Source organism: Actinomadura sp. NPDC049382 (assembly GCF_040677125.1).
GTDB classification, from domain to species: Bacteria; Actinomycetota; Actinomycetes; order Streptosporangiales; family Streptosporangiaceae; genus Spirillospora; species Spirillospora geliboluensis.
In genome coordinates, this window is sequence record NZ_JBFARO010000004.1 from 128,489 (window position 1) to 143,001 (window position 14,513).

Annotated in this window: 14 protein-coding genes and 1 pseudogene; 14 read left to right on the forward strand and 1 reads right to left on the reverse strand. The window is 68.1% G+C overall.

Going from position 1 to position 14,513, the window contains the following annotated elements; translation table 11 throughout:
• Nucleotides 1-144: 144 nt before the first annotated feature.
• Complete coding sequence (locus AB0K34_RS04300) at nt 145-1,293, reverse strand: serine/threonine-protein kinase (protein ID WP_364545333.1); 1,149 nt, start codon at nt 1,291-1,293, stop codon at nt 145-147.
• Nucleotides 1,294-1,543: 250 nt separating this feature from the next.
• Between AB0K34_RS04300 and AB0K34_RS04305 the strand changes: the two genes are divergently transcribed.
• The 14 genes and pseudogenes from AB0K34_RS04305 (at nt 1,544) to AB0K34_RS04370 (ending at nt 14,111) form a co-directional block, all read left to right on the forward strand.
• Nucleotides 1,544-2,170 (forward strand): HAD family hydrolase, encoded by a 627-nt coding sequence (locus AB0K34_RS04305; protein WP_364545336.1) that lies wholly within the window; start codon nt 1,544-1,546, stop codon nt 2,168-2,170.
• 63 nt (nt 2,171-2,233) lie between these two features.
• Nucleotides 2,234-3,418: a helix-turn-helix transcriptional regulator gene (locus tag AB0K34_RS04310; RefSeq protein ID WP_364545339.1), complete on the forward strand. Its 1,185-nt coding sequence runs from the start codon at nt 2,234-2,236 to the stop codon at nt 3,416-3,418.
• Nucleotides 3,419-3,467: 49 nt separating this feature from the next.
• Entirely contained in the window at nt 3,468-3,701 is a 234-nt protein-coding gene (locus tag AB0K34_RS04315; RefSeq protein ID WP_364545342.1) for a hypothetical protein, read from the forward strand.
• Between the two features lie 97 nt (nt 3,702-3,798).
• Nucleotides 3,799-4,623, forward strand: coding sequence for an SAM-dependent methyltransferase (locus AB0K34_RS04320; RefSeq protein ID WP_364545345.1), 825 nt, complete (start codon nt 3,799-3,801; stop codon nt 4,621-4,623).
• Entirely contained in the window at nt 4,620-6,095 is a 1,476-nt protein-coding gene (locus tag AB0K34_RS04325; RefSeq protein WP_364545348.1) for an ATP-binding protein, read from the forward strand. The genes AB0K34_RS04320 and AB0K34_RS04325 overlap by 4 nt, the downstream gene beginning before the upstream one ends.
• Nucleotides 6,096-6,144: 49 nt before the next feature.
• A complete protein-coding gene (locus AB0K34_RS04330; RefSeq protein ID WP_364545351.1) occupies nt 6,145-6,660 on the forward strand; it encodes a roadblock/LC7 domain-containing protein in 516 nt (171 codons plus the stop codon).
• A gap of 2 nt (nt 6,661-6,662) precedes the next feature.
• Nucleotides 6,663-7,118, forward strand: a complete 456-nt coding sequence (locus AB0K34_RS04335; RefSeq protein WP_364545532.1) for a DUF742 domain-containing protein — start codon at nt 6,663-6,665, stop codon at nt 7,116-7,118.
• Entirely contained in the window at nt 7,108-7,749 is a 642-nt protein-coding gene (locus AB0K34_RS04340; RefSeq protein WP_364545354.1) for an ATP/GTP-binding protein, read from the forward strand. Before AB0K34_RS04335 ends, AB0K34_RS04340 begins: the two co-directional genes overlap by 11 nt.
• A complete protein-coding gene (locus tag AB0K34_RS04345; protein ID WP_364545357.1) occupies nt 7,746-8,339 on the forward strand; it encodes a GAF domain-containing protein in 594 nt (197 codons plus the stop codon). The genes AB0K34_RS04340 and AB0K34_RS04345 overlap by 4 nt, the downstream gene beginning before the upstream one ends.
• A gap of 67 nt (nt 8,340-8,406) precedes the next feature.
• The gene (locus tag AB0K34_RS04350) at nt 8,407-9,645 is read left to right on the forward strand and encodes an acyl-CoA dehydrogenase family protein (RefSeq protein WP_364545360.1); all 1,239 of its coding nucleotides are present in this window, start codon (nt 8,407-8,409) and stop codon (nt 9,643-9,645) included.
• An 89-nt stretch (nt 9,646-9,734) separates the two neighbouring features.
• Nucleotides 9,735-9,893, forward strand: a pseudogene (locus tag AB0K34_RS04355) (BldC family transcriptional regulator); the annotation flags it as partial.
• Between the two features lie 297 nt (nt 9,894-10,190).
• Nucleotides 10,191-11,120 (forward strand): SAM-dependent methyltransferase, encoded by a 930-nt coding sequence (locus AB0K34_RS04360; protein WP_364545535.1) that lies wholly within the window; start codon nt 10,191-10,193, stop codon nt 11,118-11,120.
• Nucleotides 11,121-11,194: 74 nt separating this feature from the next.
• Nucleotides 11,195-11,791, forward strand: a complete 597-nt coding sequence (locus AB0K34_RS04365) for an NYN domain-containing protein (protein ID WP_364545363.1) — start codon at nt 11,195-11,197, stop codon at nt 11,789-11,791.
• Between the two features lie 136 nt (nt 11,792-11,927).
• Nucleotides 11,928-14,111 (forward strand): tetratricopeptide repeat protein, encoded by a 2,184-nt coding sequence (locus tag AB0K34_RS04370; RefSeq protein WP_364545366.1) that lies wholly within the window; start codon nt 11,928-11,930, stop codon nt 14,109-14,111.
• The last annotated feature ends 402 nt before the right edge of the window (nt 14,112-14,513 follow it).

Here is a 14,513-nt window from a genome sequence, read left to right on the forward strand (position 1 = left end):
TCCTCCGCGGACTGTGCTCGTGGTGTGCCGGGCTCGTCGGGGGCCTAAGGCAGCTGATCGGTAGTGGGAGAAGCCGACGACCACAGGGCAGGTGATCATCCTGCCCTTCTGCGCCGCCCACCTCGCCGAAAGGATAGAAGCGGTTCAGCGCTTCGACCACGCGAGCGTTGGCGCCACCGCGTAGCGCCTGCGCAGTTCCTCGGCGACCCGTCCGGAAGCGGACGGACGGGTCCCCTGCGGGACGGGCTCGGCCGGGCTGCTGCTCCCAGGCTGACCGGCTGGAGCCGATTCCGTCTCCGACGGCGTCTTAGGGATGAGCTCGGTCGCGGTCGCCGCCTCGTCGCGCAGCAACCTCTCTAGCGAGTCGAGCCGGTCCAGCATCGGCGCATCAGGCTGGGGCAGCACCATTGAGGGATGGTCCTCGGCCGTCGTCTTCTCTATCAGAGCACGCCGTGCACGGGCCGGACTCGTACCCAGCAGGCGCATGACATCGGCGCACTGCGAGGTCACCTCTTTCAGAAAGGGACGGTCAGTTGCGCTGTGCGCCAGCATCGCCGACACGACGGGGGTCAACTCAATGGGCAGCCCTGACAAGTCGGGACCGATCTCGGGGTTGGCCACCTGTGCGGCAATTGCCTCCCACCGGGCACCGTCGTACGGGTAGTGCCCGGTCGCCGCGTACAGGAGAACGGTGCCCAGGCCGTACACGTCGGCGGCCTGGGTCACGTCCAACTCGCCGAGCGCCTGCTCGGGCGGCATGCAGCGGATCGTCCCGATGACCATGCCGGCCTTTGTGAGTGACCCCTTAGACGCGCCAACGAAAGCCCCGAGGCCAAAGTCGATGATGACGGGGCCGAAATCGCCGAGGATGACGTTCTGTGCCTTGAGGTCACGGTGCACCAAGCCTGCGGCGTGCACTGCGGCAAGTCCCTCGGCCAGCAGAGCACCAAGGCTCGCCACAAGCGGCGTGGGCAACGGACCCTCGCCCTTCACCACGTCGGAGAGGGGACGGCCTGGGATATAGTCCATCGCCAACCAGGGCTGCTCAGCGAACGGGTCGGCGTCAATAAAGCGGGCTACACGGCCCGTTCCCGAGATCGTCCGTGCGATCGCAGCCTCACGTTCGAACCGGGCGCGGGTATGCGGATCCGTGCGATCAGGTCGGATCACTTTTACGGCGACCGGCTCACCCGCGACGGAGTACGCGAGATACACCTCCCCCATCCCGCCCGCGCCGAGCCGCCGTTCGACGAGATACGGACCGATGCGCGAAGGTAGGGCCGCGTCGCTCACCAAATACCCCCTTGCTCCCCCAACGACACCACGGCCTCGCCCGGCCCACGTATCGTGCGCCGTAGAAACCTCCGACACAGCGTAGTGATGGGCATCCCGGATGGGGAAGCGGTTGCCTCAGACCCCCGTAGGCACCGGTTTACGGCAGCACTGAAATCACTGGGGAACCCTTCACTGCAAAGGTCACTGATCGGGGGAGTGTCTCGGATGCCTAGTTCCAACTACGTACGCTGGGCAGGTGATCCGGTGTGTGGTGTTCGATGTGGGCGAGACGCTGGTGGATGACACTCGTGAGTGGCGGGGGTGGGCGGACTGGTTGGGGGTCTCGGCGCACACGATGTCGGCGCTTGTGGGTGCGGTGACGGCGCAGGGGCGTGACAACGCTGATGCGCTGCGGTTGGTACGGCCCGGGTTGGACGTCGTTGAGGAGCGCCGGGCCCGCGTTGCGGCTGGACAGGCCCTGGAGTTGGTTGAGGCTGATCTCTATCCGGATGTCCGATTGGTTTTGGCGGAGCTTCGGGGGCTTGGGCTGTGGGTCGGTGTTGCGGGGAATCAGACGGCACGTGTCGGAGCTCGACTGCGTGAGCTTGAACTTCCTGCGGACGAGATTGCCACGTCGGAGGAGTGGGGTGTTGCGAAGCCGGATCGGGGTTTCTTCGGTCAGCTGATCGAGTGGGCTCCGGGGGAGCCGGACGAGATCGTCTACGTGGGTGACCACCCCGCCAACGATGTGGTGCCGGCGCGGGCCGCCGGGCTGCGGACGGCGCTGGTGAGGCGGGGGCCATGGGGGCACCTGTGGGCGGACGAGTTCCGTGGTGTCGCGGACTGGGTTGTGGATGGCCTGGCTGAGCTTCCAAGGTTGTTGACTTCGTCCTGAAGGCCGCGCTCCTCGACGGTCTCGGGTTACCGTGCCGACACGATGGACCGTCGGAGAGCGCTAATGAGGCCGGAGAACTCGGTCGGCGACCGTATCGCCGCTTCCCGTACGGCGCGGCGGTTTACGCAGCGCCAACTGGCCGAGGCGGCGCATGTGTCGTTGAGCCTGCTGCGGAAGGTCGAGCAGGGTGATCGTCCGGTGACCGATCGGACGATGACCGCGATTGCTGAAGCGCTTGGTACGGAGCCGGACGTCTTGGCGGGCCAGAGGCGCTCGACCGACAGCCGGGTACATGCGGCGGTGCCGGATCTCCGGACGGCGATCAACGCCTATGACCTTCCCGAGGATGGGCCTGTCCGGCCGTTGACGCAGCTTCGGCGGGCGGCCGGTGAGGCGACTCGGTGGCGGTTATCGTCGCAGTACACGCGGCTGGCGGAATCGTTGCCCGCGCTGCTGGTGGAGCTGACGCGTTGTCGGCTCGCCGAGGACGTTGACCAGCAGGTGGCCGCAGCACGGCTTCTGGTCTCGGCGTACCGGGCGGCTGACGCTGTTGCCTACAAGTACGGGTACTACGACCTATCGGCTCGGTTGGTAGAGCTGATGCGGGCATCCGCCGAGGCAGTGGAGGACCCGGCATTACTCGCGACGGCCGCCTACGTGCGGACCGAGGTGTTCTTCGCCAGCGACAACCTTGCGCCAGGCCTTCGATTGCTGGAGAAGGCACTGGATGACGCACCGACACTCAACAGCTCGGAGCTGCGAGCAGCCGTGGGCGCTCTGCACATGCGAGCTGCGGTGGTCGCCGCCCGGATGACCAAGGACTTGGCGGCAGCAGACGAGCACTTCCAGGATGCTCGCCGGCTTGCGGAGGCTGTGCCCGAGGGCGTCTACAACGGGACCGCGTTCGGCCCGGTGTCTCTGCATGTGCACGAGGTCGCGCTCTCAGTGGAGCGCGGTGATGCGGCGCGTGCTGTGGAGATCGCCGGAGGCGGGGCTGGGCTGTCAAGCTCCTTGGAGAGGGTGCCGGAGGAACGGCGGTCCCACTACTACATCGACGTGGCGCGGGCGCAGTTGTGGCTGGGACGGCGGGACGAGGCGTTCCGGTCGTTGCAGGCGGCCAGGCGCATCGCTCCTCAGCACACCCGTGAGCATCCTTACGTGCGGGATGTGCTGGTGAGGCTGCTGCGCCTCCATGCTTCGCCACCGCACGCGCTGGTGGCGTTCGCGGAGTGGGCGCGCGCGATCTAGCCCGCCCCAACCGGGGTGCCACGAGATGTGGCAATCGTGCCTCTCGCGAATGGCGAACATCATCGCCATGTCCGCATCGAGTCCGCGGCGCGTGGACGCCGTCAAGTCCGAGCTGGAGAAGGCCTTTCCGCCGTGGCGGATTCTTGTGACCGATCAGCGCCGCTGGTGGGCCCTGCGCGGACCGATGCCTCCAGAGCGGATCAACGACGTGGACACGGTCGAGGCCGACACCGCTGAGCAACTGCGCTGCAGGCTCGAGGAGTTGGCGGCGGTGGTCTCGTGAGCACGCTCCTAAAGCCTCGGCTCGGCGTCGTGGCGCCAGCGGTCATGTACGACGTGTTCCGCGGCGGCCTGGGCCCGACGGCGGAGCCGAGGCTGATATGACCGCCTCGCGTGCGTACGTCGCATCCCCGCAGATCGACACCGCCGCGCCCCATTCGGCCAGGATCTGGGACTACTGGCTGGGTGGCAAGGACAACTATGTGGTGGACCGGGCCGTTGGCGACGCTTACCGGAAGGTCTTCCCAGGCATCGTCGACATCGCTCGTGCCCAGAGGCTTTTCCTCTGCCGTGTCGTGCGGTTCTTGGCCGGCGAGATGGGCGTGCGTCAGTTCCTGGACATCGGCACCGGCTTGCCCGCCTCCGACAACACTCATGAAGTAGCCCAGCGGGTCGCCCCGGATGCGCGGGTGGTCTATGTCGACAACGACCCGCTCGTCCTAGCCCATGGACGCGCCCTCCTGACCTCGATGCCGGAGGGGGCCACCGACTTCATCGACGCCGACGTCTGCGCCCCGGACGTCATCGTGGAACAGGCAGCGGCCACACTGCTGGACCTGCAGCGGCCGGTCGCGGTCCTGATGCTGGGCATCTTGGGACACATCGGCGATGACGAGGCCCACCTGCTGGTGCAGCGCGCGATGGCACCGCTAGTGCCCGGTTCCTATCTGGCTGTCTGCGACGGCATCGTCACCAGTGCCGCGCGGGCACAGGCGCACGGCCTCTACAACGAGTCTGGTGCCGCCCCTTACACACTGCGCACCTCCAACCAGATCGCCAGGTTCCTGGACGGGCTGGAGTTGGTCGACCCCGGCGAGCACGGCACCGGCATGGTGGCCCCGCACCTTTGGCGCCCGGAGCTCGCCTCCGTCGAGCGCGTGATCGACGTAGAGGCCCGCGCCGGAGTCGGAAGGAAAGTCCGGTGATCGGTGACGTGGACTTCCGTGCCCAGGCCAGCAACAGCCAGGTGCCCGCGGGACCGTCTGAGCAGGCGCGCAAGCATGCCCGCGAACTGGCCGATCGCCTCACCTTGCGGGGGTTGTGCGCTTCGGTGGCGCCGCTCGTGGGCAGCCCCGCGGGCGCGATGACGGTCGCCGCGCAGCGTGTGGACGTCCATCCGTACGTGGGCCGGCTGGTGGTGCTGCTGCCCGGCCCCGGCGATTTCGGCGACTTGTACTGGCATTGGCAGCGGCCCTTCTCCAGCCATCCGCAGGTGGGGGCTCGCTGGTTCCAGCCGTTCAGCCCGGCTGGCGCCTACGACGAAACGGCGGACCGGATCGCCGCGGTGATCGCAGCTGATCTGCGTGCCCGTGCCCGTCTGCTCCACGCGTCGGCCGCGCGGCTGGATGCGGCGGAGGAACCTGACGGCGAGGTTCTGGTCTACGTCGGGCATCGCGTACACGCACTGGTGAGCCGGATGCTGGAGCGCCTCAAGGCCATCGAGAACGATCTGGAGGATCCCGATCTCCTCGCGGATCTGTACGGGATCGATCACCTGGCGACCCAGCTACGCCGCGCCGCCGCGCGGTCGGCGGTGCTGGGAGGCAGGACCGCACGGCGCGCTTCCGCGCCGATGCCGATCTCGACGGTGCTCCGTCAGGCGATGGCCGAGGTTGAGGCGTTCCAACGAGTCCGGCTGACGCTGCCCGACGACGATATGGAGATTCCTGGGTACGCGGGCCCAGACGTAATTCACATTCTGGCGGAGCTGGTGGAGAACGCCACCCGGTTCTCTAGCGCCACGGTACGGATGACGACGGAGCAGACGCCGGCTGGCATGGGCGTGGAGGTCCGCGACGAGGGCGAGCTGGCGTTGTCGCCCGAGCGACTTGCTGGACTGCGTCGGATTCTGGACGCCCCGTTCCAGGTCAGCCTGCGTGAGCAGGTCCGGCAAGGGCAGGTCGGTCTTCTGGTCGCGGCCCGGCTGGCAGCCCGGCACGGCATCCGGATCGAACTGCGTCCGCAGTCGCCCGGAATGCACGCACTGGTGCTCCTGCCTCACACCCTGCTGACCTCCTCAACCCGCGCCGCCGGGCTGCCGCGGGTGTCCCTCCGCCACCGCATCCCCGCCCCGGCCAACCCCCCGGCATCCCTGCCGGCACACCCGCCACCGGCCGGCCCCGCCCCGCCCGGGGCCGTCAAGCAGGCGTCACCGGCGAGGGAGCGTCCTGTGCCATCCGCCCAGCCAGCGACGCCGAATGGCCGCCCCCCACTTCCGCGACGTCGCAAGAACCGTCCCGCTTTGGGTGCCCTGCCACAGCCTTCCACCGACCCCACTCGGGCGCCGGAAGCTGCGCAGCCTCCATCACCGGAGCTGATGGCGCGCTTCGCCACAGGGGTCCGGCGCGGCCAGGGCGAGCAGCAGCATCGCCACCTCCAACAGCCGGAGATCGGCTGATTCCCCTCGCGGGACATCGGCCGCCTCACACCTACGGAGAGATTCGCGAATGACACCCCCCACGCCTCCACCCACCACTGCGACCGCAGCCTCACCCCTTCAGGTTTCATCGATACCGGCGGCTGATGGCTCGAGTTGGCTTCTGCAGGAGTTCGTCGGCCGGGTTGCGGGTGTCACCGGCGCGTTGCTGGTCTCACGGGACGGGCTGAAGATGGCGGTATCGGGCTTGGAGACCGCCGGGGCGGACCGAGCAGCCGCATGGATGTCCAGCCTGCACTCCCTGGCACGGTCTGCAGCCACCCTGATCGGAGCCCGGGACAGCGGATTTCGGCAGGTCATCATCGAGGACGCCAGCGTCTTGGTGTTCGTCGTGAGTGCCGATTTCGCCATCACAAGCACGCCGGGTGCCGAACCCGGCCTGGTCGGCTGCGTGCTCGGCGTCCTGGCCGAGCCGGACGCAGACCCCGGCGTGGTCGGCTACGAGATAACTCTGCTGGTCAAGAGCGTGGCCGAGCACATGACCACCCCGACCCGCGGTGGCCGGCACACCGCAGGAGGGCAGTGACCATGCCCGGACTAGCAGGCCACGGCTCGCGCCGCCCTCCGGGCCCCTACACCATGGCGGCCGTAACCGGACCGGCCGGCGCTGTCGAGTGGGACCAGGCGTGGGAGACCTACGACGCCGAACACGTGCGTCCCTACGCGATCACCGGCGGCCGGACCCGCCCGCAGCACACGATGCGGCTGGTGACCCTGCTGGAGACCGCGGACAGTGCACCTGTCCAAGGGCTCGGCCCCGAGTCGTCCCAAGTGGTCGAGCTATGCCGCAAGCAGCCGTGCCCGGTCGCCGAAATCGCAGCTCGCCTTGGTCTCCCCGTCCAGGCAGCCAAGATCATCATCAGCGACCTGATCGACTGCGGCGCACTGGTCATCGCTCTGCCCGACCCCGGAGTTTCCGATCACCTGCAAGTTCTAGAGGCGCTGCGTTCCGGCCTGGAAACGAGGCTGTCCGATGTCGCCTGACCGCCTTGAGACGACCGGACCTGGTCGATGCGATCTCGCACCCTTAACCACGAAGATCATCGTCAGTGGCGGGTTCGGTGTCGGTAAGACCACCATGATCGGCGCCGTCAGCGAAATCGACCCGCTGACCACGGAGGAACATCTCACGGTGGTCAGCGACGGCGTCGACTCCCTAGCGGGGGTGGAGGACAAGACCACCACCACCGTCGCATTGGACTTCGGCCGCCTGACCTTCGACCAGCAGCAGATGGTGCTGTACCTGTTCGGCACACCCGGCCAGGACCGCTACTGGTTCACCTGGGACGACCTCACCTACGGCGCGGTCGGCGCCGTGGTGCTGATCGACACCCGCCGGCTGACCGACAGCTTCGGCCCGGTCGGCTACTTCGAGCAGCGCGGCATCCCGTTCGTGGTCGCGATCAACGAGTTCGCCGACGCCCCGCACCGCTACACCCCGGCCGAGGTCCGCCACGCTCTCGACATCCCCGACGACGTGCCGATCGTGCACTGCGACGCCCGCGACGCGCGCTCGGCCATCACCGTGCAGCTGACCCTGGTCGACCGCGCGCTCTCCCGCCCGCACCAACCTGAGCAGCCGCACCAGCCCATCGTCCAGGGAGCCTCCGCATGAAGTACGACCCCGACTCCGGCCTGCAGGTGCCCACCTGGCACGACACCGCCGAGCAACGCATGAAACTGCTCGCCGAACTCGGCCTCGGCGTGACCCCGGACGCCGAGTTCGACCGGCTCGCCGCCCGGATCTCCGGCACCTTCGCCGCCGAACTCGGCGAACACGGTCAGAACCTGTACGCGATGGTGAACCTGTTCACCGAGCAGGAGCAGACGTTCGTCGGGCTGCACATACCGCCCGGCATGCGGGCGGTGGACCGGACCATGCGGCCCGATCACGGGTTCTGTCCCGAGATGCTCGACCGCACCAAGGCGCTCGTTCTGTCTGACGTGTGCGCCAACCCGCACTTCGCGTCCAACCCGGTGGTCGACAAGTTGGGCGTCCGCACCTACGCTGGCGCGCCGCTCGTCCACGAGCCCACCGGGACCGTGTTGGGCACCGTGTGCGTCATCGGCACCGACCCGCTCCCCAGGGAGACCGGGCAAACCTCGCTCACGCTCATCAAGCGGCACCGCGACGCACTCATGGACGCGCTCGCGCAGCGAGCCGACACCAGCGGCCGCCACAGCCCCGGTGACAGAAACGGCTGATATCAGCCCGCGGCGATGACTTCTGCCGGACCCGACCGTCCGGCAGTGGTGGGTCCAAGTGGAAGGGATGGTGTTCGTGTTCGAGACCGACGACCACAAGAGCCTGCGGGAAAGGGTTCGCACCTTCGCCGAGGGAGAGATCGCTCCCCGCGTGGCCTGGATGGAGTCCGCGCAAACCGTTGATGTCCAATCCTCCGCCCTGATCGCCCGGCAGGGGTGGCTCGGGGTGACCATCCCTTCCGAGTACGGCGGCATGGGCGCCGGCCACCTCGCCAAGACGATCGTGATCGAGGAGCTGGCGAGAGTGTCGGGCGCGATGGGCGCCATGGTCCAGGCGTCCCAACTCGGCGCCGCCAAGATCATCCACTACGGGACCGAGGAGCAGAAACGCCTGTGGCTGCCGCGAATCGCGTCGGGTGACTGCCTGCCGACGATCGCGGTGACCGAGGAGGAGTCGGGCGGCAATGTGCTGGACATGCAGGCCAGCGCCCGCCGCGACGGCGACTACTGGGTCCTGAACGGCCGCAAGAAGTACGTCGGCAACTCCCACCTCGGGGGTCCGCATGGCGTAGTCGTTCACACCGGGGCCGAGGCGGCGGGGTCCCGCTCGCTGTCGGCGTTCCTGGTCGAGGACAATCGGGTCGGCTTCCAGGTGGTTCCGCATCAGCCGTCGCTGGGGCTGCACGGTTTCAGCTTCGGTGACCTGGTCATGGACGACGTACGGATCCCGGCCGACAACATGATCGGCAGAGAGGGCGACGGACTCGCCGTCGCCTACAGTTCGTCCATCCTGTACGGCCGCCCCAACCTGACCGCCGTCGCGCTGGGCATCCACCAGACCTTGCTGGAGGAGACCGTTCGGTTCGCCAAAGAGCGCCGTCGCCGGGACGAGCCGCTGGCCAAGCTGCCCACCATCGAGCAGCGGATCGGGCAGATCAACGAGCGGTTGATGACCGCCCGCACGCTGGCCTACCAGGCCGCGCACATGCTCGACCACGGCCAGGCCTGCGACGACGAGCTGATCAGCGCCAAGTACCGGGGCGTGGAATCGCTGATGGAGTCCGTTCTGGCCACGATGAAGATCCACGCGGCGGCCGGACTCCGGCGCGACCGCTGCATCGAGCGTCTGGTCCGGGACGCCTTCCACATCGATGCACCCGCCGGTACCGGTGACATCCAGTTGCGCCGCTTGGGCGAGTCCGCGCTGGGCCAGGGCAAGGGCCAGTGGTCGCGTCGCCTGGTCCACGTGACAGCCCTGTCCTCTTTGCCCGTCCCCTCCGAAGCTGCGCAAGAGCCTGCTGCCTGACCTGCGATGCGGCCTCTGGGACTGTCGAAGGCCCCGTTCCCGAGGCCGCACCGCATCCCCCTTCCCTCCGTCGAAAACCAATAGCTCCTATGACTGCACCTGATCTGCTCACGCCGGCCGAGGTGGCGGCGCTGTTCCGCGTCGACCCGAAAACGGTCACCCGATGGGCAAAGGGAAACAAGCTCTCTTCGATCCGGACGATGGGTGGTCACCGCCGCTACGGGGCCTCCGAGGTCTACGAACTGCTGAACGCCGAGCGCCGCTCCAACCGGTACACCCAACTGGAGACGCTGGTCGACGACTACTACGGCGCCGACCCCACCGGCGTGCTGCTGGACCTGGCAGACCGGTACGGCCTCGCCGTCACCGTCCTGGACCGCGCCTGGTTCACCCGCTTCACGCAACGTGACCTCACCGACCTCGAGTGGAAACAAATCGCTGCACAACTCGGTGACTTCAGCCGCGAGCTTCATCAGGCCTGCGCCGGCCAACTGCTCGACTACGCCTCCAAGGTGTTGGGCGCCGCAGGCATCCCCCTTCCGGACATGACCGGCCTCGAACTACCGTCACCGGCAATTGCAGACCGAGAGAGCCAGGCCACCGAGGGCAGCGTCGCGGTGCTTAGCGCAACGTCCGGCACCACAGCGCACGCGGAGCAAGACTTGTTGGCCGCTGGCGTACCGGCCCTCATGTTGGACGATGTCGACCGGCTGGTGCCCCAGTCGGCTCGGGTCTGGAACTACATCCTGGGCGGCAGCGACCACTACGAGGCCGACCGGCAGGCCGCCGACACCTTCCAGGAGGTCTATCCCGACCTTGCACACCTGGTGGTGAGTCAGCGCGGCTTCAAGCGCCAGGCGATCGAATACCTCGCCAAGCAGGACGTGCGGCAGTTCATCGAAATCGGCCCCGGCCTCCCGTCCCCGAAAGTCCTCACCGACACCCACATCGTCGCGAGATCGGGAGCCTCCGACACCCGGACCGTCTACGTCGACAACGACCCGCTCGTGACCATCCGCATCCAGGAGTTGCTGAACGGCGAGCCGGGCTGCCGGGCTGCCCTCGTCCACGCTGACGTCGCCGACACCGAAACCGTCCTGGCAGGCGCCGCCCGCCACCTGGACCTCAATCAACCCGTCGCAGTCCTGCTCATCGGCGTGATGGGCCACATCGACGACACCGACGACGCGTACGCGATGGTGCGCCGCTTGGTGGACGGCCTGGCACCGGGCAGCTACTTGGCACTCAGCGACGCCACCACCACAAGAACCGCACTCACCTGGGCACAAGAGACCTACAACGGCACCGGCGCTGCGCCCTACCGGCTCCGCACCCCCACCCAGATAGCCGAATTCTTCGCCGGCCTGAACCCCGTCCAACCGGGCCTGGTGCCACCCGCACTCTGGAGGCCGGGCCAGCCCCCGTCGAAGAGCGTCAACACCGACGCACGATGCGCAGTGGCTAGAACGTGCTGACCCCGTCCAACCACTCGGCCCATCCGTCCGGTGCCACACCCGCCGGAGCCCTCCGTGAGGAAGACGTTCCACGCATGCCCCAGGCCCCAATCCGTATCGGTGTCTTCTACGACGGCGCATTCTTTGCTCCGCTGGCGCACTACTACCAGCAACACCACCAGACGCGTCGGCGCATCGAGTTGGAGGGATTCCACGAACAACTCTGCCGATACGCGTCCACGGTGTTCCGCCGGCACATCGATGAGATAGAGGTCACCGAAGCCCACCACTTCCAAGGGCTTGGCCAGCCCGCCCCGGCCGCGTTCACCGCCGTGCTGGACCGGCTGAAGATCCAACGCCACGAACTGCCCTTCGACCACGGCAAGAACGGTGGCGGACCCGAGGGCCTGGCCGTGGAGCTCGCGCTCACGTGTCACGAAGCGGCCGCCGAGGTACCGCTCGACATGGCGGTACTGATCACCGGCGATCCCGACTACGTCCCGCTGGTCGACTGGCTGGCCGAGGACCACGTTCAAGTCGTCGTCCCCAGCGTCTACCTGACGTTCCCCAACCGTGCTGGGCATCAGCAATGCCTGGCCACGGCCCCGCGTCTTCTCGAACGCGCTGCCCACACTCCCGCCTTCGACACCCTGCTGCCCCGCAGACGCGAGTTCGGCGGTGAACGGCCGTGACCCCACACCGTCCCAGCACTGTCACGTCTCGCTACCGCCGAGGCCAGCAAGGTCCTGTAGCGAGTTTGGGCGGGCCGTTTTGCCAGCCCCATCCCACCGTCGCGTCACTGCGGTCCCAGCCTTGCCCGGACGCCGGATGAACGAGAATGCCGAGCGGATCGGGAACCGGGTCGACAGCCCCGGGCAGATAGGAACCGTCGTGCAGGCCGCCGCCGTGCACGGCGACGTACACCTGCACGCCCCCGTGCTCAGCGTAGGACGGCCGGTGATGATGCTGCCCGCGCCGCCCCACCGGATCATTGACCGGGTGGCAGAACGCGCCGTGCTGAACCGGATCGTCGGCTCCCAGCGTCGATCGGCACGGCCGAGCCTGCTGGTCATCAGCGGCCCGGCCGGTGCAGGAGCCACCGCACTGGCACTGGATACCGCGCACCGCGCCATGCGTGCCGGTGCCGCTCCAGGCGGCGCATTGTGGGCGGACCTGACCCAGGGCCCAGCCACCGGCCGGAACCGGGGCCAGGCCGACGAGCGCTGTAGCCGTGTCGCCGCTGTGCTGTCGTGCTGGCTGCGGGCCCTGGGGGCGCCCTGGGTGCCCGATCATCCTGACGAGGCCGCCGCGCTGCTGCGGTCGGTGACGGCGTCCCGGCCGGTTGTCGCGGTGATCGAGTGCGCCGCCACGGCCGTGCAGGTGCGGGCGCTGCTGCCCGCTGCAGGTCTGGTCGTGGTGACCAGCAGGTTCCGGCTCGTGGACCTGATAGCCGACGGCGCGGAACACCTCGATGTTCCGCCGCTGCCCGAGGAGGCGGCGATGGACCTGGCCGCCGACGTGATCGGTGAGCGCGCGTCCGACGAGCCCGGTGGAGTACGCGCGCTGGTGGCCGCATGCGGCGCGCTCCCCGGTGCGGTCGTCGCCGGCGCGGCCTACGTGGCCGCCCGCCCTCACCGTCCGATCCACGAACTGGCCTCCCGGCTGACCCGGCCCCCAGCACGGCAGCTGCTCCGCCCCTCCACCACCAGCCAGCACCCGGCCGTCACCACCGACGAGGAGACCATCGTGAACACAACACTCGGTGCCGTCTACAGCGGGTTCCCGCCGGACCTACGGGATGCTTACCGGCGCCTGGCGCTGATGCCGAGCCCGTTCAGCACCGCCGCAGCAGCCACACTCCTCCAACTCGGCGACGAGGCCACCGACACGGTGCTGGCTGATCTCCGTCAGGCGCACATGCTGCGGTACGAACGAGAGCATGACCAGTGGCAGATGCCTACCCCGGTCCTCACCCACGCCACCAACCTCACCGAAGACCTGCCCACCAACGAGCGGATCGCCGCGGTGGCCCGTATCGCGCGCCACTACCTGATGTGGGCTGCACATCTCGACACCATCATCGTGCCCGGCCGTCGGCGCTACGCCGCCGTCTTCGGGTGGCTCCCTGAGCGCTCTGCCGCGGTCTCCGGGCCTCAGGACGCGATCGCCTTGATGCAGACCTGGGTCCCGACGCTGCTCGCGGCCCAGGCGGCGGCTGCTCAAGCGGGTCTGCACGGCCTGGCCTGGCAGTACGCCGAGGCGCTCTGGGGCTATGTGACCCACCGCCAGGACTACGCCGCTTGGCGGCAACTCTGTAACGTCGCGCTGGACTCCGCGACCCGCGCCGATGACCCTGGCGCCATGGCGCGCGTGCATTGCCTGGTCGGGCTGCTGGACCGATGGCTAGGACGCTTCGATGACGCGGCGCGCCATCACGCCGAGACCGCACGCCTGGCCCGGCAGGCCGGTGACACCCTGACCGAGGCGTCCGCTGCTGAGCACCACGGCGCCACCCTGATGCGGATGGGACACAACGAAGATGCCCTCCAGGTCCTGCGGGACGGGTTGGCCCTTTACCAAGCCGTCCCGTCTCACCCGCGAGGGGAGGCCCTGCTGCGGCGCCAGCTCGGTATTGCCCTAAGCCAACTCGGACACCACGACGAAGCCGAAACCGAATTCTCCGCAGCCGAAGCCGTCTTCAACGACCTCGGCGAGCCCTACCCCCGCTCGCGCCTCGCCATCAACCGTGCCGAAGCAGCAGCCAGAACCGGTCGCTTGGCCGAAGCACTGGCCCACCTGGACCGGGCTGAAGAGATTCTCCCTCAAAGGCCAGCTCCCCACGACGCCTACCTTCAATACTTGCGCGCCGACCTGCACGGCCGCACCGGCGACCACCAGGCCGCCCACCAGGCCCTGGCGGCCGCCATCAGGCTCGCCGACCGGCTGCCCACCGGTCACCCCACCACTCTGCTCATCACGGCCTTGGTGGACGAGCGGTCCCGCTCCACGTGAGTGACGACCAACAAGCCGACCACCCCCGTAGGCCCGTCCCCACGACCGACCATGGAGTCCAATTAACTGGGGCAGGGCTTGGTATGCCAGAGCTTGTCTTCATACCAGTGGACGTTGTCACCCACCTGAATGGGCTCTTTGCAGTGTGGGCACACCGGCGGTTCATCGTCTTCAGAGAAAAAGAACGGCTTGCTGTAGCTGAAACTCTTCGGCACGTTGCAAACGTACCCTGATTAGCAGACTTCGAGGGCTTTAGCTCGCACTGCATCGACCCGTCGGGTTGGTTGTCGCCCGCGCCAGCACCACGATCAACATGGACCGTCGGTGAGGCACTCTTGACCTCGTCTGGATCGATCCGTCCACCGTGTGGCGCCTAGGGAATGATCGCATGATCACCTCCCG

What these genes read in the sequence shown, in the direction of transcription:
- AB0K34_RS04310 (WP_364545339.1), top strand. Translation starts at nt 2,234, where the DNA reads ATGAGGCCGGAGAACTCGGTCGGCGACCGTATCGCCGCTTCCCGTACG.
- AB0K34_RS04315 (WP_364545342.1), top strand. Translation starts at nt 3,468, where the DNA reads ATGGCGAACATCATCGCCATGTCCGCATCGAGTCCGCGGCGCGTGGAC.
- AB0K34_RS04320 (WP_364545345.1), top strand. Translation starts at nt 3,799, where the DNA reads ATGACCGCCTCGCGTGCGTACGTCGCATCCCCGCAGATCGACACCGCC.
- AB0K34_RS04330 (WP_364545351.1), top strand. Translation starts at nt 6,145, where the DNA reads ATGACACCCCCCACGCCTCCACCCACCACTGCGACCGCAGCCTCACCC.
- AB0K34_RS04335 (WP_364545532.1), top strand. Translation starts at nt 6,663, where the DNA reads ATGCCCGGACTAGCAGGCCACGGCTCGCGCCGCCCTCCGGGCCCCTAC.
- AB0K34_RS04340 (WP_364545354.1), top strand. Translation starts at nt 7,108, where the DNA reads ATGTCGCCTGACCGCCTTGAGACGACCGGACCTGGTCGATGCGATCTC.
- AB0K34_RS04345 (WP_364545357.1), top strand. Translation starts at nt 7,746, where the DNA reads ATGAAGTACGACCCCGACTCCGGCCTGCAGGTGCCCACCTGGCACGAC.
- AB0K34_RS04350 (WP_364545360.1), top strand. Translation starts at nt 8,407, where the DNA reads ATGGTGTTCGTGTTCGAGACCGACGACCACAAGAGCCTGCGGGAAAGG.
- AB0K34_RS04360 (WP_364545535.1), top strand. Translation starts at nt 10,191, where the DNA reads ATGACCGGCCTCGAACTACCGTCACCGGCAATTGCAGACCGAGAGAGC.
- AB0K34_RS04365 (WP_364545363.1), top strand. Translation starts at nt 11,195, where the DNA reads ATGCCCCAGGCCCCAATCCGTATCGGTGTCTTCTACGACGGCGCATTC.
- AB0K34_RS04370 (WP_364545366.1), top strand. Translation starts at nt 11,928, where the DNA reads ATGAACGAGAATGCCGAGCGGATCGGGAACCGGGTCGACAGCCCCGGG.